Source organism: Prosthecobacter sp., assembly GCF_014879935.1.
Lineage (GTDB): Bacteria > Verrucomicrobiota > Verrucomicrobiia > Verrucomicrobiales > Verrucomicrobiaceae > Prosthecobacter.
In genome coordinates, this window is record NZ_JACSRD010000219.1 from 1 (window position 1) to 25,091 (window position 25,091).

Annotated in this window: 22 protein-coding genes; 6 read left to right on the forward strand and 16 right to left on the reverse strand. The window is 62.8% G+C overall.

Annotation, left to right across the window (positions count from 1 at the left end; genetic code table 11):
- Positions 1-81: 81 nt before the first annotated feature.
- The 9 genes from IAE77_RS25155 to IAE77_RS25195 form a co-directional block, all read right to left on the reverse strand.
- Positions 82-1,392, reverse strand: a complete 1,311-nt coding sequence (locus IAE77_RS25155; protein WP_294232627.1) for a Gfo/Idh/MocA family oxidoreductase — start codon at positions 1,390-1,392, stop codon at positions 82-84.
- Positions 1,393-1,429: 37 nt separating this feature from the next.
- Positions 1,430-1,990, reverse strand: a complete 561-nt coding sequence (locus IAE77_RS25160; protein ID WP_294232628.1) for a hypothetical protein — start codon at positions 1,988-1,990, stop codon at positions 1,430-1,432.
- An 86-nt stretch (positions 1,991-2,076) separates the two neighbouring features.
- Positions 2,077-3,360, reverse strand: coding sequence for a DUF1501 domain-containing protein (locus IAE77_RS25165; RefSeq protein ID WP_294232629.1), 1,284 nt, complete (start codon positions 3,358-3,360; stop codon positions 2,077-2,079).
- A 178-nt stretch (positions 3,361-3,538) separates the two neighbouring features.
- Positions 3,539-5,659: a DUF1549 domain-containing protein gene (locus IAE77_RS25170; protein WP_294232631.1), complete on the reverse strand. Its 2,121-nt coding sequence runs from the start codon at positions 5,657-5,659 to the stop codon at positions 3,539-3,541.
- Between the two features lie 273 nt (positions 5,660-5,932).
- Positions 5,933-6,547, reverse strand: a complete 615-nt coding sequence (locus tag IAE77_RS25175) for a hypothetical protein (protein ID WP_294232633.1) — start codon at positions 6,545-6,547, stop codon at positions 5,933-5,935.
- A gap of 105 nt (positions 6,548-6,652) precedes the next feature.
- Positions 6,653-7,474 (reverse strand): FAD:protein FMN transferase, encoded by an 822-nt coding sequence (locus IAE77_RS25180; protein ID WP_294232635.1) that lies wholly within the window; start codon positions 7,472-7,474, stop codon positions 6,653-6,655.
- A 44-nt stretch (positions 7,475-7,518) separates the two neighbouring features.
- Positions 7,519-9,114 (reverse strand): flippase activity-associated protein Agl23, encoded by a 1,596-nt coding sequence (locus tag IAE77_RS25185; RefSeq protein WP_294232637.1) that lies wholly within the window; start codon positions 9,112-9,114, stop codon positions 7,519-7,521.
- Positions 9,115-9,167: 53 nt separating this feature from the next.
- A complete protein-coding gene (locus IAE77_RS25190; RefSeq protein ID WP_294232639.1) occupies positions 9,168-9,665 on the reverse strand; it encodes a hypothetical protein in 498 nt (165 codons plus the stop codon).
- A 57-nt stretch (positions 9,666-9,722) separates the two neighbouring features.
- Positions 9,723-12,152, reverse strand: a complete 2,430-nt coding sequence (locus tag IAE77_RS25195; RefSeq protein ID WP_294232641.1) for a fused MFS/spermidine synthase — start codon at positions 12,150-12,152, stop codon at positions 9,723-9,725.
- 107 nt (positions 12,153-12,259) lie between these two features.
- Here IAE77_RS25195 and IAE77_RS25200 point away from each other — a divergent pair, with 107 nt between their 5' ends.
- The gene (locus tag IAE77_RS25200; protein ID WP_294232643.1) at positions 12,260-13,078 is read left to right on the forward strand and encodes a class I SAM-dependent methyltransferase; all 819 of its coding nucleotides are present in this window, start codon (positions 12,260-12,262) and stop codon (positions 13,076-13,078) included.
- A 37-nt stretch (positions 13,079-13,115) separates the two neighbouring features.
- Here IAE77_RS25200 and IAE77_RS25205 read toward each other — a convergent pair whose 3' ends face one another.
- A complete protein-coding gene (locus tag IAE77_RS25205; protein WP_294232645.1) occupies positions 13,116-13,322 on the reverse strand; it encodes a hypothetical protein in 207 nt (68 codons plus the stop codon).
- A 212-nt stretch (positions 13,323-13,534) separates the two neighbouring features.
- On the opposite strand from IAE77_RS25205, the gene IAE77_RS25210 reads away from it, so the two are divergent.
- Positions 13,535-13,972: a hypothetical protein gene (locus tag IAE77_RS25210; protein WP_294232647.1), complete on the forward strand. Its 438-nt coding sequence runs from the start codon at positions 13,535-13,537 to the stop codon at positions 13,970-13,972.
- 18 nt (positions 13,973-13,990) lie between these two features.
- Here IAE77_RS25210 and dprA read toward each other — a convergent pair whose 3' ends face one another.
- Both dprA and IAE77_RS25220 read right to left on the reverse strand, forming a co-directional pair.
- Positions 13,991-15,091 carry a DNA-processing protein DprA gene (gene dprA / locus IAE77_RS25215; RefSeq protein WP_294232649.1) on the reverse strand — a complete coding sequence of 367 codons (1,101 nt, stop codon included), beginning with the start codon at positions 15,089-15,091 and terminating at the stop codon, positions 13,991-13,993.
- Positions 15,092-15,109: 18 nt separating this feature from the next.
- Positions 15,110-15,628 (reverse strand): hypothetical protein, encoded by a 519-nt coding sequence (locus tag IAE77_RS25220; RefSeq protein WP_294232651.1) that lies wholly within the window; start codon positions 15,626-15,628, stop codon positions 15,110-15,112.
- 96 nt (positions 15,629-15,724) lie between these two features.
- Here IAE77_RS25220 and purQ point away from each other — a divergent pair, with 96 nt between their 5' ends.
- Positions 15,725-16,435, forward strand: a complete 711-nt coding sequence (purQ, locus tag IAE77_RS25225; protein ID WP_294232653.1) for a phosphoribosylformylglycinamidine synthase I — start codon at positions 15,725-15,727, stop codon at positions 16,433-16,435.
- Positions 16,436-16,443: 8 nt separating this feature from the next.
- On the opposite strand, the gene IAE77_RS25230 is transcribed toward purQ, so the two are convergent.
- On the reverse strand, positions 16,444-16,893 hold the full coding sequence (locus IAE77_RS25230) for a hypothetical protein (protein WP_294232655.1): 450 nt from the start codon (positions 16,891-16,893) through the stop codon (positions 16,444-16,446).
- A 126-nt stretch (positions 16,894-17,019) separates the two neighbouring features.
- Between IAE77_RS25230 and IAE77_RS25235 the strand changes: the two genes are divergently transcribed.
- Both IAE77_RS25235 and IAE77_RS25240 read left to right on the forward strand, forming a co-directional pair.
- Positions 17,020-20,301, forward strand: coding sequence for a fused MFS/spermidine synthase (locus IAE77_RS25235; RefSeq protein WP_294232657.1), 3,282 nt, complete (start codon positions 17,020-17,022; stop codon positions 20,299-20,301).
- A 208-nt stretch (positions 20,302-20,509) separates the two neighbouring features.
- Positions 20,510-21,829, forward strand: coding sequence for an ABC transporter permease (locus tag IAE77_RS25240; protein ID WP_294232659.1), 1,320 nt, complete (start codon positions 20,510-20,512; stop codon positions 21,827-21,829).
- Between the two features lie 16 nt (positions 21,830-21,845).
- On the opposite strand, the gene IAE77_RS25245 is transcribed toward IAE77_RS25240, so the two are convergent.
- Together IAE77_RS25245 and IAE77_RS25250 are read right to left on the reverse strand one after the other, a co-directional pair.
- Positions 21,846-22,325 (reverse strand): nuclear transport factor 2 family protein, encoded by a 480-nt coding sequence (locus IAE77_RS25245; RefSeq protein WP_294232662.1) that lies wholly within the window; start codon positions 22,323-22,325, stop codon positions 21,846-21,848.
- A gap of 156 nt (positions 22,326-22,481) precedes the next feature.
- Positions 22,482-23,021: a hypothetical protein gene (locus IAE77_RS25250; RefSeq protein WP_294232664.1), complete on the reverse strand. Its 540-nt coding sequence runs from the start codon at positions 23,019-23,021 to the stop codon at positions 22,482-22,484.
- Positions 23,022-23,293: 272 nt separating this feature from the next.
- Here IAE77_RS25250 and IAE77_RS25255 point away from each other — a divergent pair, with 272 nt between their 5' ends.
- Positions 23,294-23,632, forward strand: a complete 339-nt coding sequence (locus IAE77_RS25255; RefSeq protein WP_294232666.1) for a fibronectin type III domain-containing protein — start codon at positions 23,294-23,296, stop codon at positions 23,630-23,632.
- An 802-nt stretch (positions 23,633-24,434) separates the two neighbouring features.
- On the opposite strand, the gene IAE77_RS25260 is transcribed toward IAE77_RS25255, so the two are convergent.
- A partial coding sequence (locus IAE77_RS25260; RefSeq protein ID WP_294232668.1) for a GNAT family protein occupies positions 24,435-25,091 on the reverse strand: 657 nt, incomplete at its 5' end.

The following is a 25,091-nucleotide window of genomic DNA, read 5'->3' on the forward strand; positions in this document are numbered from 1 at the left end:
AATGACGAATGACGAATTCAGAATGACGAATGGGTTCCAGAAGCGGCGTCATTCGACATTCGTCATTCTGCATTCGTCATTTCAAACCGGATACTTCCACTCCCCACGATACTCGCGGCGCATGAGCTTGGCGGCTTCGGGATCGCCGATGATCTGTTCTTTCTCGGCGTCCCACTGGATGCTGCGGCCGGCTTTGTAGCTGATCATGCCGAGCAGCGGCAGGCAGGAGGAGCGGTGGGCGCTTTCGATGTCGGCGACGGGTTTGCGTTTCTTCTCGATGGCGTCGATGAAATCGGCCCAGAGGAGAGCGATGTTGTGGCCATCGGGCTCCTGAAGCTGATGGTTGCCGTGTTTCTCGCCCTGCTTCGGATCGACGGGGTAGAAGGTCCAGCCGTCGCGCCAGCCGATGTGGAGCACGCCTTTCTCGCCGTAGAAGTAGCAGCCGATCTTGTGCTTCTCGTTGTTGTTGTCGGCGAACTTGCGGTGCTCCCAGGTGGCGGTGAATTGCTCGAACTCGAACGTGGCCATCTGATGATCGGGCGAGTCGGTGGTCTGTTCCTTGTCATTGAGCACGGCTGTGCCGGCGATCTCGCGTCCGCCGGTGCAGAACACTTTCTTCGGGCCTTTCTCGCCGCTCCACCAGAGGATCTGATCGAGCCAATGCACGCCCCAGTCGCCCATGGTGCCGTTGGCGTAGTCGAGGAAGTTCCGCCAGCCGCCGGGGTGCATCTTGGTGTTGAAGGGGCGCATCGGGGCCGGGCCGCACCACAGGTCCCAGTCCATGCCTTCGGGCACTTTGCTGTTCGGCTTCGGCTGCTCGGGGCCGCCCTTGCTGATCGCAAAGGCGCGCACCATGCCGACCTTGCCCACGGCTCCGGACTTGAGGAAATTCATCGCCTCAACGTGATGCGGGCCGATGCGACGGTGCAAACCGACCTGCACGACGACTCCGGCCTCACGTGCGGCCTTCACCATGGCCTGGCTCTCGCCAATCGTGTGTCCGGTGGGTTTTTCGACGAGCACATGCGCCCCGGCCTGGCAGGCGGCGATGGTTTGAAGCGCGTGCCAGTGGTCCGGCGTGGCAATGATCACGATCTCGGGCTTCTCCTTCTCCAGCAGCTCACGATAGTCCTTGTAGAGCTTCGGATCGTCGCCGTTGAGGCCGTTCACATCGTCCGCGGCATTGGAGGCGACGTCCTCGCTGGCATCGCAGAGGGCGCAGACCTTCACGCGTTGCGAGGCGATGGCCTCGCGCAGGATGTTCATGCCCCACCATCCGGAACCGATCAACGCGGTGCGGTATTTCTTCGCCGGATCAGCGCCGAAGATGTGAAACGACGAGGCAGCAAACGCAGCGGTGGTGGCGGAGAGGAAGTGGCGGCGGGAGGTCATGGCGAAGAGCCGGACAAAACGTCGGCAATATCAGAGGTCAATCAGACAGACGCTCGTGTTGTTCGGTGATGTGGCGGTAGTGGATCTCGCATGTTTTGCTGCCGCTGGAAATGTGCAGCGTGGCACGACCACGATAGCCGTAGTCTCCCGCCTTGCCTGCGTGAGGGCCGGAGATGGCGACGATCAAACGGCGTCCTTTGATCCACCGCAGCGGCAGGACCCAAGGATTGTCATAATGATCCGTGAGCCACGGCACCGGAGTGAAGGCAAAGACACCGCGGTGATGGGAGAACAGATATGTCTGCAGATTCTTTGAGTAGCCGCCCGCGATGGCGACCGTCTGGCTGTCCGGGCTCCAAAGAATGTGTTCCGGTTCGAAATTCAAAACTCCGGCCAGGTCTGCACAGGATCTGGAATCAAAAAGCACGACGCCTTGGCCGTTTTCGATGGTGAATGATCCTGGACGACTGGGATTGGAGCCGTGGAAGTGGACCGCGAACTGTTTGTCGGGAGACGCGACGGTGGTGGCGTCTTCAGCAGGAATGCACGTCGTCACGAAGAAACTCCAAGCCACGATCAGGAGGTGGTGAGAGATCATGGATGTCGATGGAAAAAGCATGCGCCGCAGAGAACGCCATCAGATCAAGGCGCTTTGCGTGACAGCTTCAATCCCGCGCCCTCCGCCTACGCGAACAACTCCATCACCGGCTTGCCCTTGTCGCCGACGGTGAAGGGGCGGTTGCTGGGGGACATGACGACTTCATCGACCGGAAGGCCGAGGCTCCAGCCGATGGTGGAGAGGAAGTCCTGCGGGCTGGTCTGTTTGTCGGCGACGGCCATGCCTTCCTTGTCGCTGGCTCCGTAAATGAAGCCCCCTTTGATGCCGCCACCGGCGAGCAAGGTGGAAAACACCTTCGGGTGATGATCGCGACCGGCGTTGCCATTGATCTTCGGGCCGCGACCGAATTCGGAGCAGAGGACGACGAGCGTGGTTTCGAGCAGGCCGCGTTCCTTGAGGTCATCGAGCAGCGCTGAGAGGGCGACATCGAGCTCGGCTCCATGCTCTTCCAGGCCTTCCTCGATGTTGTTGTGCATGTCCCAGCCGCCTTTGGCGACTTCGATGTAGCGGATGCCTTTTTCCACCAGACGACGGGCGAGCAGGCAGCCCTGGCCGAATTTGTTCTGACCGTATTTCTCACGCAAGGCAGCCGGTTCGTCGCTGAGCTGGAAGGCTTCCAGGTCCGTGCTGGACATGATGGCGACGGTCTTCTCGTAGAACTGCGTGTAGCTCTTCACGCTGGCGGTTTGAAAGCGCTCGCGGAAACCTGCGTCGAGCTTGTCGAGCATGGCGAGACGTTTCTGCATGACGTCGGGGCTGGCGTCGCTCTGCGCGTATTGCAGGCCGGCATCGGGATCGAGGATCGGCAAGGGGGAGAAGCTGGCTGGGAAGAAGCCGTTGCCGGCGTTCGGCTGACGGTTCACGCAGACGCTGGAGGGCAGTGTCTTGTGGCTGTTGCCTTTGAAATGCTGGGCCCAGGCACCGATGTTCGGGTGCTGGATGGTGCCACGCTGCTCGTAGCCGGTGCGGATCAAGTATTGGCCGCTCGCATGCACACCGGTTTTGGAGGTCATGCTGCGAATGATCGAGACCTTGTCCGCATGCTTGGCCAGATTTTCCATCGTGCCGCCGAGTTGGAAGCCAGCTTTCGTGCTGATGGGCGTCTTCGGACCTTGGGTGGGGCCTTCCTTCGGATCGAGCGTGTCGATGTGGGACATGCCGCCGATCATCTGGAGGAAGATGACGTTCTTTGCCTTGCCGAATCCAGGGCCGCCAGTCTCCGCGAGCACCTTGCCGCCGAGTCCATGCAGCACCGTGACGCCGAGCGAGGCTTTGGCCCATTTTTCGCAAAAGGAGCGGCGGGAGACATCGCATAGGGCCAAGGGCGAAGGGCTAAGGGATGAGTTCATGGTATGCGGTATGGGTTTCAAATCAGCGCGGCAGCGTTTTGGAGTGCTCCAGCCCTCTGGAGCTTTTCGAAGAACAAACCATGCTCGAAAGCGCCGGAGGGCCGGCGCACTCCAGGACGCTGTCGCGGCGGTGGCATGGCAGATGACATGGCAGATGACATGGCAGATGACATGGCAGCTACTCCACAAAAACAAACTCACGCGTGTTGAAGAGCACCCAGCTCAAGTCACGGGAGGTGATGCCATTGCCGAGGGCGGCGACGGCGTCGGCGAGTTCATCGGGCTTGGGTTTGCGGCTGAAGAAACTGAGGTAGAGGCTCTCGACCTGCTGCTCGGGCGTTTTTTGGGCGGAGGCCGTTTGAATGACGAGCGAGTCGTTCTGGCCGATGACTTTTTGAGCTTCGCCGTTCATGAGCATCAGCACTTGCGGGATGCTGCCTTCGTCGCTGCTGCTATCGGCGATCTGGCGGTCGCTCTGGCCGAACATGCGGAGGAAGTGCTGGTCTTTCTCCGGCTGCGGCAGTTCGGAGGCGCGGGCGAGCACGAGGCCGTCGCGGACTGGCGGGGCGACTTCGATGCTGTCGTCACCGTCGGCGGCCGCTGCCTGACGGGCCATCATGCGTTTCTTCTTGGCGTTGTTCTTCGGGTTGCCGCCGTTGGCACCGCCATACTGGCGCATGGCGGCCACGGCGTTTTCGATCTGAGCCTTCACCGCATCTGGAGAAGCATCCGAAGACAGGTCAATGCTCATGACCTTGGAGTAAGTCGCGCCGCGATGGGCTTTGAACTTGTCCACATCAGAGCCGACCACGAGCGTGGCGCAGGAGTCCCAGGCCTGTTCGGCGCTCATGCGGCGGAGAACCGGGCCGGGGAAGAGGTAAGGACCGCTGTCGGCCATTTCGTGGCTGGTGGCCTCGCGTTGATAGGTCTGCGTGTTGTAGAGCACGCGCATGAATTGTTTCAGGTCGAACTTCAAGCGCACCATCTCGGCGCCGAGGTGGCGGAGGAGCGCCGGATTCACCGCCGCATCGACATCGTCGAGGTCAGTGACGGGTTCACGCACGCCGAGGCCGAAAGCACGTTTCCACAGGCGGTTGGCGATGGTCATGGCAAAGCGCGGATTGTCCGGCGAGGTCATCCATTTCGCGAACTGGGCGCGGAGATCCTCCTCCTTCTTCGTCTCCACGTTCTGATAGGCCTTGGTGTTCTTCGTGTCGCTCCAGGTGACGAGTTTGGGTTTCACCAGGTCTCCAGGCTTGCCATCCGGGTATTTGTAGTCGTCCGGCAGCTTCAGATCGTTCTCCTCGCCATCGTCCACCGCCATCGCATTCACCCGCAGGAGATTCTTGGCCTGCTGCTGAAGGCGGCGGTCATCCAGCGACGCCAGCACCTTGCGCATGTTCTGCATGCCGTAGCCTTTGGAGCCACGCGTGCCGAAAGTCTCCGTGGCACCGAAGAAGGAGGCCATCTCGTAGAACTGGCGCTGCGTCCAGTCGGCGAAGGGATGATCGTGGCACTGGGCGCAGGAGACATTCGCGCCGAGGAAGGTGCTGAGCGTGAGGCTGAGGTTGTCGAGGCGCATCCCGGCGTCGCGAAGGAGATAACCCGTGGCACCATTGTCGAGCAGACGGCCGTCTGCGGTCATCATGGAGTAAACGATCTTGTCCCACGACACATTGTCGGCGATCTGGCCCTTCAACCAGTCCTGGTAAGTGTAGAAGCGCGCCTTCTGGGCCACATCGGCCACGCGCATCATGTCGGCGAAGTAATTGAACAGGTGGCTGTTGTAGCCATCGGAGGCGAGCAGGCGGTCGATGACCTTGGCGCGTTTGGAAAGGCTGGTGTCGTTGATGAACTCGAGCGCCTCCTCTCGCGTGGGAATGCGTCCGGCGATGTCGAGATAGACGCGGCGGACGAACTGCTCGTCGGAAGCGAGCGGATTGGGTTTCTGTCCGGCCTTGGCGAGTCCGGCGTTCACCAGCATGTCGATCTGTGCGGCCGCCTGGGCGAGATTGGGATCGGCAGGGATGCCGAGACCCTCGGGTTTCAGCGTCTTCGCGGCTTCTTGATCCGCTGGGGACAGCTTGTCGAGCGGGATGCGATAGACGTAGCCGTTGCGGACTTGGAGGAAAATCTGCCCGCTCTCAATGCCGCGGAAGGTGGCCTCCAGCTTGCGACCCTGGGCATCAGCCCAGGTCCGATAAACCGTGTTTCCATCGGGGGCCGCCGTCGCAGGTTCAGCCCGGAGGCTGGTGCTGAGCAATGCGCAGGCGAAGGAGAAGAGGAGGCGCGTTTTCATGGGCGCTCAAACGATGGAGAGCCCTTCAAGTTGCGGTCCATTTTTGATTTGATCGAGAATGAGTGCGGTGGAGGTCTGCTGGGCCTGGACCGCCCTCCTGGAGGCTGCCCCGGCGGAAAAGGCCACGTTGCCCGAGGGAAAAGCCTCTTTGCCCGAGGGACGAGCCTCGTTCCGGACCAAGGAAGCGCCGCCCGTGTTCGCAAGGGGGGAAACATCGCTCGCTGCTGAGCATTGGGCACGGAACACCGGCTATCAGACATCAACACGTCCCCCTCATCCCTCATCCCGACCGGCCGATCGCTGCGACAGATGGTCCCAGGCCGTGCGCAGTCGTTCCTCCTCGTCCTGGGCGGTTTTGAGCCGTTCCTCGTAGCGGTGGCAGCGTTCCTGCCAGTCGTGGTTTTTCAACGGGATGAGCTTGTGGGTGCGCACCAGCCCGCCGAGGAACTGCACGCGCCACGCCGCGTGCTCCAGCCGCTGACGCAGGGCCTCCAGGCTGAAGATGTTCGCCGGAAAAGCCGTTGATTTGCAGATTTCGTGACCCGCCTCAGGTGACTTCTGGAAGGTCAGGGTGCAGGTGGGAAGGCAGGCCCAGCCGCCGCGTCTGGCTGCGGGGGCGTAACGCACGGTGCCGCAGGCCAGGAAGGGCCGCTTTCCACACATCCCGTGGATGGAGTAGGGCAGCGGGCGGCCTTCCAGGGGCGTTCCGGGCACGTTGTCCATGATGTGAAGGGAAGTCAGCGCCAGATTCGTGGCGGAGAGTGCGTGGCCCACCTCATGCCGCCAGGCGTCCACCACCGCCTCCAGCGCGGGCAGCAGCTTCGTCTCGATCAGCTCCTGGGGAAAGCCCTGCGGCAGGTGTACTTCAGGAGGGCGTTCGAGAATCATCGGACCACCAGAAATGAATCAGACCCCGCGTCCTTCAAGTCGGGCCGTCTCCTGAGCCGGTGATGAGGACGCAGACGCGCCCACGCCTGGAGCGGCAGGCAGCCGTCACGCTTCGAGCTCCAGCGCCTCGACTCCGTCGTAGCGTGCGCACAGGGCCTGGATCTCGCCCGCATCCATGACCATGAACGCGGTGGAGAGGGCGTCAGACAGGGCGGCGGTGGGGGCCAGGGCGTAGGTGCGGCGGTTTTGGATGGGCACGGGCATGAAGAGGCGCGGATTCATGATGTGGGCACCTTTGACGGCAAAACCGGAGCCGCTGACGGCTCGATTGACGAGCGTGACGCGCTGGGAGCCGCCGCCGAGGGTGATGGGCCAGGCTTCCTTGCCCGAGGGCGCACCGATGGCGAGGATGGTGCTGTCTCCAGCGTTGAGGACGAAGTTGGCGACCTTCCAGTCCTGCAGCAAGTCGGCGGCTTGGTCGAGCGCGTAGCCTTTTCCCATGGCTCCGAGGTCAAAGATCATGTCGGAGGCATGCACGGTGACGCGCATGGTGTCCTCATCGAGGTCGAAGCGGTGGCTGCCGATGATCTGACGTGCCTGGTCGAGCACGTCTTTGCTGACCTGCCGCGGCTCGCCTTCGGAGGTGACGAACAAACTCATCAACGGCCCGATGGTGATGTCGAAGGCGCCGTTGGTCTCCTGATGCATCGCCTTGGCGAGCGACAGGCAGTCCCACGCGGCCATGCCGACGATGATGCTTTCACCGGCCTTGAGCTGGCCGAGGCGGTAGATGTCGCTGCTGGCGCGGAAGCGGCTGAGTTCGTCCTCCAGGCGGCGGATTTCCTCAAACACGGCGCTGGCGGCCTGCGCGGCGTAGGTTTCATCGGCGTCATCGTGGTTGATGAAGACGTCGAAGGTGGTGGCCATCGCATGACAGGTGTGGCGATGGTGCTGGGGCGGCTGCGGTTCGCTCACTGTTCGGGGGATGGCTGCTGCTTGAGGAGTTCGAGGCGCTCTTTGAGCGACTTTTCCACCCAGAGGTTGAGCATGACGCCGGGGCGCAGGCCGAAGATGTCGTGCACGACATATTGTTTGTCGGTCAGCTTGGCTTCAAGCGCCTGCTGCAGGTCGATCTCGGCCACGATGACCCGGGCGTCGATCTTTTCCGGCAGCGTGGTGGTGTAGCGCACGGTTTTGATGTCGCGCAGATACCAGGGCAGCGGCCAGCCGGCGTCGCGATGGACCACGAGGACCTCGAAGGCGTCATCCGGGGCGATTTTTTGCAGCGCACGGATCTGCGGCAGCAGGCGCAGGAGATTCGTGGAGGTGTGTGAATAGACGTAGGGGTTGTGTTCGGTGGAGGCGTAGCGGTGGATGGCCAGGCTGGTCTGGGCGATGAGATGATAAAGACCGAGGCCGATGGCGATGCGGAAGATGAAACGGGTGATCCTGCCGCTGAGGGCCTCGGAAATGGCCGCAGCGCCGACCCCGGCGAGCAAGGTGAGCGCGTGCTGGCCGCTGAGGATGGACCAGGGTGTCTTGTAGGCGAGGAAGGAGTAGATGCCGAAGAGGACGATGGTGTAAACGGACAGGAACACGAGGAAGGCCTGGCGCGGGCCGTTTTTCATGTGATTGCCGAGGAAGGCGTGCAGCATGCCGATGATGCCGAGGCCGCCGATCATCGCCTCGCTCCACACGACGCCGTTTTTGCGCCAGAAGATGAGCGTGAGGTAGTAGTGCCAGGGTTTCTCATGGCCGCTGCCGCTGGAGCGCTCGAAGTAATGCAGGTAGGTGAGGGCGCTGTCTTTGACGGCCTGCCAGTCTTTGAAGAAGCTGGAGTAGATGGTGACGCTGGTCAAAACAGCCACCACCAGCACCCACAGCCACGGCCTGGAGGCACGATCACGGGAGGAACCCATGGCGAAACCGGTCTGGCGTGGCGAGAAGTCACCCACGATGAGTTTCGCCGCGAAAAAGCTGGCGCAGGCGGCGACGACGTTGATGGCGAAGGTCTCTTTCGTGGCGTGCTGCATGCCCAGGGCGAATCCGGCCAGGAGCAGCCAGCGTTTCTTGCCACTCTGCGAGTACCGCCAGATCGCGGCGATGCTGAGGGTGATGAACATCACGAACGGCACCTCCATGATGAAGTAGCGGGAGTAGTACACCGCCATGGGGGACACGGCCATGAGGAGCATGGCGTAGCCGGTGCCGAGCCGGCCGAGCGCGTCCCGCAGCAGCAGCGTGCAGAGCATGAGCAGGAGACCGCAGACCACCGCGACCATGCGAAGCTGGGCCTCTGTCCACGTGGAGGAGTCTCCCCAACCGGCGATTTTTGACCAGACGAGCGTGACGTAGTGAAGACCGGGGCCGTGGAAGTCCTTTGGATCGTATTCGAAGTGGCCGGTTTTCTGGAACTCCGCGGATTTCATCGCCAGGATGGCCTCATCCGTGTGCATCGGGCGTTCGCCGAGCGCCGGCAGACGGTAGTAGGCACCGATGGCGAGGGAGATGATGGTGAAGAGCGCCAGACCGAGGAGGCCGAGGGAGTTTTTGGACGGAGGGAGCATGAAGGAGTGACGAAAGCCGAATGACGAATGACGAATGATGGACGGGCGGTGGATCAGAGGAGGTCCCGACGTTCGACGAAGAGCTGGGTGCGGCGATTGCGGCGCAGAATGAACTGCTCGCGGGTGGCTGGCAGCGTCTCGCTGCCGCCGTGCTCAATGAGGACGGTGACCATCTGCGGCTGCACGTTGAGTTCGATGAAGCGCATCAGCGGTGTGCCGCGGGTGCGGAAGAAGCAGTGCAGGGGAATGTGCGGGTGTGCGGCATTCCACAGCCAGCGAGCCGGTGTGAAGCGCTCCTCGTCCATCAGGGCGCAGAGGATTTCACGAATGACGACCTCGCCGTGCTTGCGTGCCCATTTCCAGGCCTCGCGACGGTTGAGGAGCTCGTTGAACTTGGCGACGAGCGGGTTCGTGTGCGCCTGCTCCATCTCCTGGATGAGCTCGCGCGTGTGCACCGCCATGGCCTCGCGGAACTCCTCACGCGTGATGCGTCCAGAATCCAGCCAGCGGAAAAGCTGCTGCGGTGTGGGGACAGGATCGAGGAGGTTCATCAGAGGCGTGCGAAAATGGCGCGCTCACGCCGGATCGCAAACCGCTGTTTGTCGCGGCTACTCAGTGTCTTCCTTCACGTTCGAGGGAATGTCGAGAATGCGCAGGAGGTTGTGATAACGGTCGGTCCAGAGCCGCACGTCGTGCTTCAGCTCGATCTCGCTGCCCAGCAGGCTGGGCGGGGTGGCGGCGAGGAAGGTGGCGTTGTTCGTGACAAGGATGTAGTCCGTGGAGTCGTGGTCGCCCTCCTGCTCCGTGGCGATGCGGGTGGTCTTGTAGCCGGCATCCGCGGCGATTTTTTCGATGACCGGCGCCAGCACGAGGTAGGAGTTCGTGATGTGCACGGCGATGATGCCATCGGGCTTCATGTGGCGCTTGTAGATGCCAAAGGCCTCGCGCGTGAGCAGGTGCACGGGCACCGAGTCGCCGCTGAAGGCATCGAGCAGCAGCACGTCGAAATTCTGCGGCTCCTCGCGTTCCATCGCCAGACGGGCGTCGGCGACGACGATCTCCGGCTTCGCGCCACGGGCCTCCAGATCCCCGAGATAAGTGAAGTGCTTCTTCGCGATGCGGACGACCTCCGGATTGATGTCGTAGAAGCGGAAGGTGTTTCCGCTCTTCGCATAGCAGGAGACCGTGCCCGCTCCCATGCCGACGACGCCCACACGCGCGGCGGGCGCTCCGGCGATGCTGTCCAGGGCCTTGCCGATGCCGGTGTGATGACCGTAGTAGGTGGTGGGCTCGGCACGGAGGTTCGGCGCGAGGTTTTGCATGCCGTGGATGATGCCGCCGTTGCTGAGCTGGCGGTAGGCCGTCTCGAGTCCGGAGTCGAAGTCCTCGAACACCGAGAGCATGCCGTAGAAGTTGCGCACGCGGTCGATCTTCTCGTCCTTTTTGAAGCCCAGATCGCTCATCAGCAGGATCATGACGGTGCTTTGAATGGAAAGGAGCAGGAGGGAGATGAGCGCGGGCCGGAAGGAGCCGCGGCGCACCGCGCGGAAGATGAGCAGCGCGATGCAAAGGAAGAACACGCCGACGACCAGCCACAGCATCCACGGCTGCATGATGGCGCTCATGCTTTCGATCTTCGCTGTGATGATCGCGGGCGTGACGATGCCCAGGCTGTCCAGCGTCCAGACCTGCAGGGCCATCAATCCGGCGAACAGCGCCACCAGCAGCCAGCCGACGGCAGTGTGCCGCACTCGCCACACGCAGCGCAGCAGCACGAGGCAGGCGAGCGCGAACACGGCGATGAGGCTGATCGGCCATTCAGCAAAGCTGGTGAACAGACGCGGCGCTCCCAGGCTCACGAACAAGCCGCCCAGCGCCCCCCCGGCGGACATCAGCAGGTAAAACTCCGTCAGCCGGCGCGGCGCCGGCTTCAGACGCGTGAGCTCGCCATGGCATAGCATGCAGGCGAGGAACATCGCTCCAAAGGCCCAGCCCAGCTCCCAGATGAAATTCGGCGCGAGGTCGATCGTGCCCAGGCCGGGCGCGTTGGGGAAAACGCTCTTCAGCAGAGGCTCCACGTGCGTGTGGGCTGCCTTTTCAATCGTGGTCCAGTAGGGCTGTTTTTGCAGCCGCTCCTCCGTGCAGGTGATGAAGAGCAGCGCCAGCGCCGGCAGCGCCCACAGCAGAGGCACGCGGGCATACCAGCGCTCGTGCTCGAAGCAGATGATGAAGGTGAGCAAATAGAGGCTCAAAGGCACCACCCACAGGAAGGGAATCACCGCCACGTCCTGGCAGACGTGATTCGTCGCCGCCAGCAGCACGCAACTGGCCAAGGCAGGCAGCAGCACCCAGCGAAGACGCGTCATCCAGCCCGGATGATCCGCGGCCGTATCGACCGGCGCAGGAGGGGTTGCTTCTTCTTTGAGCGCGTGATGGCGGTCCATCCACACGCCGGAAAGGGAGAGAATCACGAAGGCACCAAAGGCCACGGACCACAGAGTGGTCTGCTCCAGCACATCCCAATGCACCTCAAAGAACAGCGGATAGCTCAGCAGGGCCGCGAGCGAGCCGATGTTCGACAGCGCATACAGCCGCCACGGATTCGCGCCGCCGCTCGCGCGGGTGAACCACACTTGAACGAGCGGGCTGGTGCTGGAGAGCACGAAGTAGGGCAGGCCGACGCTGGCCGCGAGCAGCAGCAGGATGCGAAAGGCCGGATCTTCGCTGCCAGTCGGCTTCCAGGCTTCCTCCGGAGCGATCGGCAGCAGCGCGATGGCCGCGCCGAGCAGCACACCATGGATCACGCCCTGCCATCGGCGTGGCAGAAGCGTCAGCGCATGCGCGTAGGCATAACCGGCGAACAGCACGATCTGGAAGAACAGCATGCATGTCGTCCACACACCCGGACTGCCGCCGAACCATGGCAGGATGAACTTGCTGATGATCGGCTGCACCTGGAACAACAGAAACGCGCTGAGCAGGCTCAGCGCGCCGAGGATCAGGCCGGGGACAACACGGGAGGCGGTCGTGGAGGACATGTGGGAAGGAGGGCGACGCTGTCACAACGCCCTCTTTTTGGGAAGATAAAAGTAAGGACTTTGTGTGGAGAGGCTGGCAATCGCCGCCTGCTGCTTCATCATGGCGGATGCCACAACCGCCACGCCGTCCATTCCGCCCCCGCCCCCGCCCTCCGCAAGCCCAGCAGCGCGAGCACGGCACCTCCTGGGAGAAGTCGGCGGACTGGTATGACCGCATCATCGGTGAACGCGGGTCGGAATTGTATCAGGCCGTGGTCATTCCCGGGGCGCTGAAACTGCTCGATCCGAAACGCGGCCAGCGCATGCTCGATCTCGGCTGCGGGCAGGGCGTTTTCAGCCGTGCCATGGCACAGAAAGGCTGCGAAGTCGTCGGCGTCGATGCCGCGCCGACTTTGATTCAAAAAGCGCGCACCTATCCTTCGAAGCCGCCGGTGCGTTACCTCGCGCGTGACGCCGCGCAGATCGGCGATCTGGGTGAATTCGATGCCGCGTCAGCCATTCTCTGCGTGCAGAACATGGAGCACCTGGATGTCGTCGCTGCTGCGGCGGCCAAAGTCCTCAAACCGGGCGGCCGCATGCTGTGGGTGGTGAACCATCCAAGCTTCCGCATCCCCCGGCAGTCGAGTTGGGGCCACGACGAGCCGCGGAAGATCCAGTATCGCCGCACAGATGCCTACAGCAGCACCCTGGGCATTCCCATCGTGATGCATCCGGGCAAAGCCGACAGCGAGAGCACGATCTCTTTTCATCGCAGCCTGCAAACTCTCACCACCACGGGCTTCAGTGCCGGGTTGGTGCTCGGAGGCATCGAGGAATGGTATTCGCACAAGGAAAGCCAGCCGGGGCCACGGGCGCGGGCGGAGAATCGAGCGAGGAAGGAGTTTCCGCTGTTTCTTGCGCTGCTGTGGGAGAAGCGGGTGGCGTGAATGACGAATGTGGGACGCAACAAGGGAGGGAGCGTCATCAGTCATGCTTCCAATGCCCGTGGTTGCGTTGAAGGAGGTGCCAGATTTTCTCCTCGCTGAGCTTCATGGAGCGCTGGAGGCGGCCGATGAGCTCCTCCTCACGACCTTCGGCATACAGATGGTCGTTTGCAGCGATGCGGGCGCACTGCTGCCTCAACCTGCCATGCCAGATGTGCCATCCGGCGGTGCTTTTGAAGGTGTTCATCGTTCGATGGATTGTTTGAGGAATTCAGACAGGACGTGATGTCGGTCGTTCGATGCGTGCATACGACCGATCACTGCCCTCAGTGGATTGCTGGGGGGGCAGCCAGTTGCCACGTCGCGCAGCCGTGGCTTTCAGGCGCGGCCCTGATGAGCGCCTCAGGGTGACGAATGGAACCGGTTGGCGTCGTTCGAGACGGCCAACTCACGAGAATCATGCGCACGATTGCTTCTGCCTCATTGCTGTGCCGGACAGTCCTGTGCAGCACCGGCATCGTGGCGGGGGTGTATTATTCGCTGCTCGCTCAGGGAACGGGAGGTGCGGCACGTGGAGCCTCGTCCGCCCAGGTGGTGGAGAATCGCGCGACCGCTGCGGATGATGAAACCCTGCTCCCTGGAACAGCCACGGCGACGATCGGTGGGCGGGAGATCAGCGCCACCGCCGATGGTCCGATCTCGGTGCAAGGCGATGGTGCCAACGCCACGCTCAAGCTGGCCCGTCATGTCGTGCGGATCGAGCGTCTGCGTGTGCTCGTGGATGGCAAGGAACGAGCGAAATTGCCTGCATCTGCCTCGAAGCTCCACGTGACCGCGTCGAAGGGAAGGCTCACGATCACCGTGGACGGACGTCAGATCCTGGCGGGAAACGAATGACCGACGCGCCGCCGCTCTTCAGACGAGCCGCACGTAACGGCGTCCTGGCAGGGCACGGATGAGGCGCTTCATTTCAAGCCGCATCAAGGTGGGGGCGACCGTGGCCGAGGTGAGGCCGGAAGCGGTGATGATGTCGTTGATGTGGGCTTCTTCGCTGCCGATCGCCTTGTAGAGGATCTCTTCGTCGAGCGTGAGAGACGCAACCGGCTTCGACTCCTCGACCTTTGGCGCTGTGGGTGCGGTGGGGAAGAGCGTCATCAGATCATCGAGCACGTCAGCACCATCCATGATGAGTTTCGCGCCTTGCTGGATGAGACGGTTGCAGCCTGCGGAGGTCGGTTTGTCGATGGGACCGGGCACGGCATAAACCGTGCGGCCCTGCTCGGCGGCCTGCTGCGCGGTGATGAGCGATCCGCTGCGCACCGGGGCCTCGACCACGATCAAACCGCAGCTCCAGCCGGAGACAATGCGGTTGCGATAGGGGAAGGTCTGTTTGTCGGCGATGCGGTCCACGGGATACTCGCTCAGCACGGCACCATTTTGAGCGATGCGTTCGGCTAGGGCCATGTTCTCCGGTGGATAGAGTTTTCCGATGCCGGAACCGATCACGGCGATGGTGCGGCCTTTCGCGGCGAGGGCCGCTTCGTGCGCGGTGGTGTCGATGCCACGGGCCAGGCCGCTGATGACGGTGTAACCGGCATACGCGATCTGAAATCCAAGCTTCTTGGTGGCACTCAGGCCGTAATGCGTGGCGTGGCGGCTGCCGACGATGCCGATGGCGTTGTGGTCTCGTTTCGTGAGCTGCCCCCAGACGTAGAGCAGCACCGGCGGATCGTGAATTTCGCGTAGCAGCGACGGATAGAGCTCATCCTCCTGCGTCAGCAGCGTGAGGCCCCGGTCCTGGACCTTTTTCAGTTCGCCAGCGAGGTCGATTTGATCCTCCCAGGCAGCAACCGATTCGGCCTGCGTGATGCCAAAGCCGTCCACCTGCACGATCTCGGAGCTTTTCGCGGCCAGGATGCGCTCCGGGCTGCCGAAGTGACGCAGCAGCTTGCGCACGCGGACGGGGCCGACTTGCGGGAGCAGATTCAGCGCGAGGTAGGCCTCGGTGCGGGTCATTCTCGCGAAGAGCGGAGATTACATCGCGGCGGCGGCCGTCGTTCCGTTGCCGCCTTTGGCGGCTGCAGCGGCGGATTCAGGCAGGGCGACATTCGTCTGCGCGGAACCGGAGCCGATCAGCTTGCGGAAGACCTTCTGCGGAAAGGACTGGCCTTTCTCCTCGCTCTCCAACTGCCCGAGCGCGGCCGATTTCGCCATTTCCCAGGCCGGAGCGAAGCCGGGGGCGCTGATGACCATCTGCTTCTCGGCGCGGGCCAGGATTTCGAGTTCGCGCTGCATCTTGTTGTCCGGGCGTTCGTTCAGGCGGGCGATCTGCATGCGCAGGTTTTCGTTCTCCTGCTTCAGCGTGGCGCGTTCCTTGTTGAGGTCCTGATTCTGCTTCGAATCGAGATCCAGCTTGTCGCTGAGCATGCCTTTGTAGCGTTTCAGCTCGCGTTTCGTCTTCCAGTGCGCCCAGAGCGACTGCACCAGGAAAATGCCGCACAGCACGAAGCCGTAGATGAAGGTGTTTGTGGGGGAAAGGAGGTCTTTGAACATGATGGGCGAAAGCTAGTGCATCACCCGGCGTGCGCAACCGGGCAAAGCGGTTGCATGGGACGGCGGGTTGGCCTAGATCAACCGACAGAAACGCCCATGCCCCACGCCCTGCTGCTCAAATTCCCCGGAACGAACTGCGATGCTGAAACCGCCCGCGCTCTCGAAGCGGCGGGCTTTTCCACGGAGGTGCTGCCAGTCGCGTTGCTGGAGCCGTCTTCGCTCGACAAGGCGCAGATGATCGTGTTTTCCGGCGGCTTCAGCTACGGGGACTATGTGATGTCCGGTCGCATCGCCCAGCTCATCACGAAATCGAAGCTGGGGGACAAGCTGAAGGCCTTCGTGGACAAGGGCGGCTACGCCCTGGGCATCTGCAACGGCTTCCAGATCCTCACGCAGCTTGATCTGCTGCCCAAGGGCAGCCTGATTCACAACACCAGCGGCCGTTTCATGTGCCAGTGGGTGGGATTGAAGAAAACGGCGGCCAAAGCCAGCCCGTATCTGTCGAAACTGCCGGACAGCTTCGAACTGCCAATCGCCCACGCGGAAGGCCGTCTGGTCACGGAAGGCGATGACGCGGCCAAATACGTGAAATCCGGCCATGCGGCGCTGCTTTACACGAACAACGTCAACGGCTCCACCAACGCGATCGCCGGCCTGCAGGACGACACCGGCCGCGTTTTTGGCCTGATGCCGCATCCGGAGCGTTTCATCTTCAAAAGCCAGCACTACGATCCGGACTGGAGCGGCGACAGCCACCACGGCTGGGGACATTACCTGTTCCAATCGGCCCGCGAGGCGCTGAACTGACCGTTTTTTCACAAAGTGGGGGGCATGGGCGGCATCGTGGTCATGCGGGCCATCGTCATGGAGCCACGGCCGCCAAAAGGCGGCACGGAGGTGAAGGCAGCCCGCCGGGCATTGTAGAAATGGAGCAGACGTGCATAGGCCACGTCCATGCGCTGGCGGAGTGCGGCACCGGCTGGCGTGGCGGGGAGCTGGCGGGCGTTTTTGCGCAGCAGGAGGAGGCCTTGATGGGCATTCAGACGGCGGGGCTCGGTGTCCGCCCGTATGGCTCCAGCGTGAACGACGACCTGCGGATTTCCGCCGCGAGGCCCCAGAAGCGGGGCTACGAACGACTCAGGGCCGAGGTCGTCGTAGGAAACGGTGACGACCTGGGCCGAGAAGGCGTTTTTCCAGGTTTGAGAGGTGCATTCGCTGGCCAGACACAGTGCCAGAAACGAGAGAGCGAGGAATGAGGGGCGCATGACGAAGCAGGAATCGTGCGGGGGCTGGAAAGCACGGGGCAGGTTTAGCGAAAAGGTCAAGAAGTGCATAATTTATTTGTAAAATTATGTTTATTATATTTAATTGTTGTTTATTAGCTCAACTTTATGACTCCGCCTCCCGCTTCTGTCACCTCATCCCGTGCGCAACTCACCCAGTTCGTGCTGGCTCTCATCCTGTTTCTTTCGGGTTTCTGCTCGCTGATCTATCAGACTGTCTGGCTGCGTGAATTCCGGCTTGTGTTCGGTGGCGCGGCTCCGGCGGCGGCGGCGGTCGTCGCGGTGTTCATGGCGGGTCTGGGCTTTGGCGGGAAGCTGTTCGGGAACTGGGTGGAGCGTGTGGGGCGGCCGTTTCGGTTTTACGCCCGGCTTGAGGTCGGGATCGCCCTCGCTGCTGCGGCTTCTCCGGCCATGCTGACCCTGGCCAGGGCGCTTTACCTCAAAACAGGCGGCACGGCAGGAATGGGGCTGGGGCTGGCGACCTGCCTGCAGTTGTTCATGACCGCTCTGGTGCTCGGATTGCCCTGCTTCCTGATGGGAGGCACCCTGCCGGCTGCGATGAAGTTTGCGCAGCGCGATGACGATCCACGTCGCTCGATCACCGCTTTCTTCTATGGCATCAACATCGCCGGCGCAGTCACCGGGGCGATGCTGAGCACGTTCTGGCTGCTGCCGACCTTCGGCAACAAGGGGGCGCTGACCATTGCCGTGCTGGCCAATCTGGCCATCGCTCTCGCGGCGGGAGCGATCTCGATGTTCCAGGAGAAGGAAGCCCGCCAGCCGTCGGTCGCGGCTGATGCGGACGCTGAACCGCAGGTGGCGGCGAAGGCTCCGGCTTCGTTTGTGCTCGCGGCGGCCTTCATGAGCGGCTTCACCTTCTTTGTGGCGGAGCTGGTCTGGTATCGCGTGTCCACCCCGCTGCTTGGCGGCTCGGTGTATGGTTTTGGACTGGTGCTGTGCGTGGTCCTGGCAGGGATGGGCATCGGCGGGCTGCTGTACTCGCTGATTTTGAAGAAAGCGGAGCCGAGCATCGCCGGATTCACCATCGTGTCCGCTTTGCAGGCGCTGGCCGTGCTGCTGCCTTACGCCCTGGGGGACCGGGTGGCGCATCTGGCCTTGATCTTGAATGACAGCCTGCGCGGGATCGGCCTGGCGCAGATGGCCATGGGCTGGGCGGTGGTGATGGGCCTGCTGGCCTTCCTGCCCTCGCTGCTGAGCGGCATCCAGTTTCCGCTGCTGGTGTCCCTGCTGGGGCGTGGAAACGCCGGCGTGGGGCAGCAGCTCGGCCGTGCGTATCTTTGGAACACGTTCGGCTCCATCACCGGATCGCTGCTCGGCGGCTTTGTGCTGGTGCCTTTGCTCGGATTGAAGGGCTGCTGGGTGCTGGCGGCCAGTTTGATCGCTGTGATGTCCGCCGCGTCGCTGTGGCTGCAGTTGCGGGGCCGGGAAGGGCGCTTCGAGTTCTCCTGGAACAGCCGTTTTGCCTCGGCGGCGCTGGTTGCCTGCGGGTGCCTGGCGTTGGGCGCCACCGGGCCCACGGCGGTGTGGCTGCATTCGCCGATCGGCTACGGCCGGGTGCGGGATGACTTCCGCAGTGCCTTCGGCCTGGAATCCTGGTATCGCAGCACGCGGCGTTCGCTGGTGCAGGAATATGACGGCCGCGAAACGAGCGTCTCCGTCGTAGGCGGACGGGAGTATGCCTTCCTCACCAATGGCAAGAGCGATGGCTCGGCCGTGGGAGATGCCGGCACGCAGGTCATGCTGGGCATCACCGGCGCCGTGCTGCACCCGAATCCCAAGAACGCCTGCGTCGTCGGCCTCGGCACCGGCACCACGGCAGGCTGGCTGGCCGATGTGCCCGGCATGGACCACGTCGATGTGCTGGAGCTGGAGGAGGAGATCCGCAAGGTGGCCGTGTTCTTCGATCCCGTGAGCCGCAATGCGATGCAGCACCCGCGCGTCAACAACATCACTGGCGACGCGCGTGAATTCCTGCTCACCAAAGGCGAAAACTACGACATCATCGTCTCCGAGCCCTCGAATCCCTGCCGCGCCGGCGTGGCGAACCTCTACACCCGCGAATTCTACACCAACGCCAGCCAGCGCCTGTCCAAAGGCGGCATTTTCTGCCAGTGGCTGCAGGGCTACGAGGTCGAGCCCGCCACCATCAGCACCGTGATCGCCACCCTGCGCCAGGTCTTCCCGAAGGTCGAGGTCTGGGCCACCCAGTCCGTGGACATGCTGCTCGTCTGCTCGAACGACGACACGCCCTGGTCGCTCGAATCCGTGCGCCAGCGCGTGAAGATGGAGCCGATGGCCGAGGCGCTGCGGCGTTTCTGGAAAACGGACACCGCCGAGGGCTTCCTCGCTGGCTGCATCGCCAACAGCGACTACTGCTCCGCCATCGCCGAGGCGACACCCACGGTGAACACCGACGACATGAACCGCCTCGAGTTCAGTTTTGCCCGCAGCGTGGCCAAAGCCACCAATCGCTCGCTCGATCTCGCCCGCGCCGCCACCCGTGCCGGCTGCCATCTGCCCAAGGTCGATGCCCCGGTCGAAATGAACCTCTATCTGGCCGAACGGGTGCATCTGGCCGGCCGCCTGTGGTCCTGCGCCCTGGAGGAAGTGCTGCCGCCGGATGCCCCGGCCGACGTGCGCCAGCGCGTGAATCATCTGCGCTCTTTCTGGAAACGGCAGTATGCCGAATACCTCGCCACGCCTGCGCCTGCCACCCCCGTCCTGGCGGATCGTGTGCTCCTGGCCACTGCCAAGGCACGCACCGGAGCGGCCGATGCCTTCGCCGCGATCGATGCCATCGTGCCTGTCTCCGAGGCCGACGCGCATTTCCTCCGCGTCATCACCTGCCGCGAGCAAAACAAGGCCGCCGACGTCCTCCTCCACATCGAACGCGGGCTCGACAGCCTCGCCGCCGTGCCCTGGTGCCACACGCCGCTCGCCATCGAGGCGCTCAATCTGCTCGGTGACCTTGCCAAGACCAGCCTCGCCCAGGATCCGCGCTTCCTCGCCGTCTTCGAAAAGCTCGCCCGGCCCTATCCGGTCGAAGTCGTGTACAACACCCGCCACGGCATGCGCTGTGAGATGGCCATGCGCCTGAAGACACCGCAGCAGCTCGCCGCCGTCGAAACGCTCGGCCAGCCCTATCCGTGGAATGGCCGCGCCCTCGCCCTGCGCGTCTCCGCCTACATGAAGGCGGGCGATCCCCGTTTTGAGGAAGCCCTCGCCGACATGAACCTCTTCCTCGATCAAGGCGGCAAACTCGGCGCGGAATCCCCGCCCTTTGTCGTACAGGTCAAAAAGCCCGTCCAGAAGACCGCCCCGGCGCAGGAGATGATCCTCGGCACCCAGACCAGCCAGGCCCCGCGCTGATCTCCCGCCCGCCGCTCGGAGGACGACAGTGCGTCGGTAGGTCGGTAGGTCAGTGCGTCAGTGCGTCAGTGCGTTACGCCCCACCGCCCCACTGATCCACTGAGCTACGACTGCCTCGAACGCGTCTCCTTCAAACCCCGGCATCCTCACTGAGAACGGAGAACTGGCGGCAATTTCATCCCCCTTTGGGCGTATGATTCTGCCCCCCATGTTATTCCTCGCCCAGCATCCGGTCCTTCGTCTCGTCGCCTCGCCGCAGCATCTGTGGCGCACGCTGTCCCTGGGCATCAAGACCATCTGGCTGCACAAGCTGCGCTCGTTCCTGACCGCGCTGGGCGTCGTCTTCGGCGTCGCCTCGGTCGTCGCCATGCTCGCCATCGGGGAAGGCGCCAGCCATGAGGCGCAGGAGCAGATCCGCAAGCTCGGCAGCCAGAACATCATCCTCCACAGCGTGAAGCCACCGGACGGGCAGGGCTCCGGCGCCGAGTCCCGCAGCATGATCAGCGAATACGGCATCACCCTGCGCGACATCCAGCAGATCCGCCAGACCGTCCCCGGCATCTCTGTCGTGGTGCCCAGCCGCTACATCACCGAGAACATCTGGAACCTCGACCGCAGCGTGGACGGCCAGATCATGGGCGTCCTGCCCGTCTATCCGCACATGCGCAACCGCGAGCTCGTGCAGGGGCGCTTCTTCAACGACCTCGAAATGAGCGAGCGTGTCCCCGTCTGCGTCATCAATCAGACCGTCGCCAGCCGCTTGTTCCCCCTGTCCACCCCCACCGGCAAATCCGTCCGCGTGAAAGGCTACTACTACAAGATCATCGGCATCATCCAGGATGAGGGGCAGACCGTCGGCACCGATGCCGGCAGCTCCGCCAGCAGTTCGCAGGCGCAGATCATGATCCCTTTCACCACGCTCATGGATCAGTACGGCGAGACCTTCTTCCGCTACCGCACCGGCAGCTTCGAGGCGGAAAAGGTCGAGTTCCACGAGGCCGTCATCCGTGTCGAGGACGTCAACCAGGTGGAAAGCCGCGCCGAGGCCATCCGCCACCTCATGACCAGCAATCACAAGAAGGAAGACTGGCGCATCATCGTCCCCGTCGAGCTCTTGAAGCAGGCGGAGCGCACCAAGCAGATCTTCAGCATCGTCCTCGGCAGCATCGCCGCCATCTCCCTCCTCGTCGGCGGCATCGGCATCATGAACATCATGCTCGCCAGCGTCACCGAGCGCACCCGGGAGATCGGCATCCGCCGCGCCCTCGGCGCCCGGCAGGCGGACATCGTCGTGCAGTTCCTCATCGAAACCGTCCTGCTCGCCGGTGTCGGCGGCGTTCTCGGCGTGGCGCTCGGCCTCGGCATCCCCATCGCCGTGCAGAAGTTCGCCGGCGTCACCACCGTCATCAAAATGTGGTCGCCCATCCTCGCCTTCTCCATCTCAGTGCTCACCGGCGTCGCCTTCGGCATCTACCCGGCACGCCGGGCCGCCATGATGAACCCCGTCGAGGCCCTGCGGCACGAGTGATCCGGGCGGAAAGCCGTCACAGCCCCAGCTCAGACAGCCCGGGGTGGTCATCCGGCCGGCGCCCCGGCGGCCAGTGAAACTTCCGCTGCGCCTCCTGGATCGGCAGGTCATTGATGCTGGCGATCCGCCGCTGCATGAAGCCCTGCTCGTTGAAGTCCCAGTTCTCATTCCCGTAGGAGCGGAACCACTGGCCCGAGTCGTCGTGCCACTCGTAGGCGAAGCGCACCGCGATGCGGTTCCCCTGGCACGCCCACAGCTCCTTGATCAGCCGGTAATCCAGCTCCCTCGCCCACTTGCGCGTCAGGAACTGCACGATCGCCGCCCGCCCCGTGAGGAACTCCGCACGGTTCCGCCACGTGCTGTCAGGCGTGTACGCCAGCGCCACCTTCTCCGGATCGCGCGTGTTCCAGGCGTCCTCTGCCAGACGGACTTTCTTCGCAGCGGACTCGGCGTCGAAGGGCGGGAAGGGCGGTCTCGGGTTTTCGGGCGTGGTCATGGACAGAGATACGTGGTTCGCGCTTCCGCGTGACGAGGTTTCCACACGCCGAAGCATGAACAACGTAAACGGGATGAGTTCCATGTCACAGACAGAAGTCGCGTTGCCCTGCGCCCCGGCGCTTTCAAAGCGGTGGAGGTGCCGCACCACAGTCCGTCACCTCCCACCCGATTTCGCGGGTTCGGTCCGTTGGACCAGCGGAAAGATCAAGGAGCGTGCCTGGGGATAGATGTCTGCGTCGTCCATTTTCCTGCGAACGCCGTTGGGATCAGTGAGGATGTGGCTTCGGGTCAGTGATGTCAGTCCATCCTGCCGTTCCAGAACAAACGAGTCTCCCTCGGCCAAAAGGCGCAACGGGGGCCAGCTCTGATCGGTCAGCGAAAGCGTGAGGCCGTTGTTCTTCGTGAACTCGTAGGTTCCGGCATGATTCGAGAATCCATTCCCCCAAGTGTACAGGTGAACCTTGGAATCTGGAAAGAAGTGCAAGCTCACAATGGCCCCGTCCCATGACGCCCCAAGGTTTGAACGGTCCACAAAAACGATCTCCTGACTCCGGCGCAACGCCTCGTCGAACCGCTCGGCCAGATCGCCGGTTCCGACGTCCGACCGGCCGCACCCTGGGCAGACGGCCGCCAAGATGCCGACGACCCACAGCGACGTCAGGAACCTGAGGGTTCGATGGGTCGTGAAGCTCATGGGGAGAGTGTGAGAAACGCGGGTTGGCGGGGTCACCTGGCAATGAAAGACGCGCGCCAGCGATGTAGCGCGGAATTCCGATTCCGCGACTTCGTAGCCGATTCCGCGACGGCATCGACTTAGTATCGGAATACCGAGCTACAAAAACGCGGCCGTAGGAGCGAAAGAGGTCCGCCAGCGATGTAGCGCGGAATTCCGATTCCGAGGCTTCGTAGCCGATTCCGCGAAGGCACCGACTCGGTATCGGAATACCGAGCTACAAAACGCGGGCCGTGGGAGCGAAAGAGGCGCGCCAGCGTCGTGGATTGCGGCTGGCAGAGATGCGAGGGCGAAGCTTCGCATCGGCGACACCGCTGTCGAGGGCGTGTACGCGGGCGGAATGCGGCGGCTGTCTGTCCTGGTCCGCCGCCGCCTGCGCCACCTACTACCGCATCTTCATCAAGATCGAAGGCGAGGACGCCGACTTCCGCTTCCTGAAACGGGACAGCGACCTCGATCACACCCTCTCCGGCCTCACCCCGGGCACGACGGTGTCCGTGTACATCATCGCCGCGAATCCCGGCGGCGAGGCCCCGCCCTCACCCACCGTGACGAAGGTGGTCGGAGCCTGAGATGGGGGCCGCATGCGGAACTGGAGTCAGCGACGGTTTGGGAAAGGCAACGATCCAGATCACGCTGCCTCACGGAGCCGGGAGGAAACTCAAAGCTCAGTGATCTGATAGGAACCGCCCGGTGCAGCCTACCGAAGGGAGATGGACAGCCGGTAGGCTGCCCGAAGGGCAAGCGCAGCGCAGCCAAAGCCGCATGCCGGGTGGTGTGACGGGCGCAATCCCGTCATCCCGACCCGATTCGCCCTCGTTTGGCAGATGATCTTCTCTGCTGTGCTCATTGTGCGCTGCTAAGGATTATCGCTCCAGTATCTGGTCAACTCGTGAAAACCGAAACTCGCGAATGTGACTACACCGGCATGCAGACCAGTGAGTGACCAGAATGCAGCACGGCTGCGACAACGGAAAAGTATGACAATGGGCAACCCGATAATGAAGACGGCTGATACGAGAAGCATGAAACCCGATGGCCGGGCACCGCCAAAGAATGCAGCGAAGCCCATCAGGCCCAGAATGGGGGATGTCAGCGTGGCTCCAATCCGCTCGCGTGTAGGGTCATAACCGCCCTCCATGTGCAGAGGAGAAAACGCGGTGACAGTGCCAAAGATGACGAACCAAACTGCGATGACGACAACAAGGCGCAAGGGCCATCGCGGCGCTGGATGTCGTGTTACCGGGGCGCTCATAACGGCTGGCTCTGCTGATTGAGCGAACGACTCGGATCAGGCGGGGAGCGGAAGACGTTGCTGACACGACATGCCTGCATCCGTTTTGTTCGCCCTGGGTTGCGAATGAAGGCTGCTGCTCACTGGAGGGCCTCCTTGGTTTTGGAATACATCTTCGTATCTCGAAGTCTCCCCGAGAGGTTGAAACGCTCGTTCCGCAAGGTGCCCTCAAGGATGAATCCTGCGCGTTCTGCGAGTCTCCAACTAGCGACGTTCTCGGCGTCTGTGCTCAAGAAGACGCGGTTCGCGGAAAGATCACGCAAGGCGTAATCAGCAAGTGCTCTAACGCCCTCGGTCATCAAGCCACGACCACCAAAACGAGCACGCCCCCAATAGCCGATCTCAAAACGACGAAGTGCCCAATCGGCGTCATGCAGCCCGCTGCCACCGACGAGCGTTCCATCGCTCTTCAGGAAGAAGAAAACCATCAAGTCCTCGTTCAGGAGAAACCTAGCGTAGGCTGTACGACATCCAAACTCAGACTGCTCAAGTGTCGGAGCTGGAGTGACCCAGCCCAGCCAAGGCTTAAGTGTATCCAACGACTCAACAACGGCCTCGTTGAACATGGCTCCATCGCCAGGTTTGGCGACCCGAATCAACAGGCGCTCGGTCTCGAGTCTCTCGGGCAACAGATCTTTCGTGCTCATCACGAGTGGCGCATTGAGTTGGGCGAACGTGAAGGAGTGTATCCGAGCAGGAGGCGGAGGCAAGACTCGTTTAGCTGGAGGCGCGTGGCG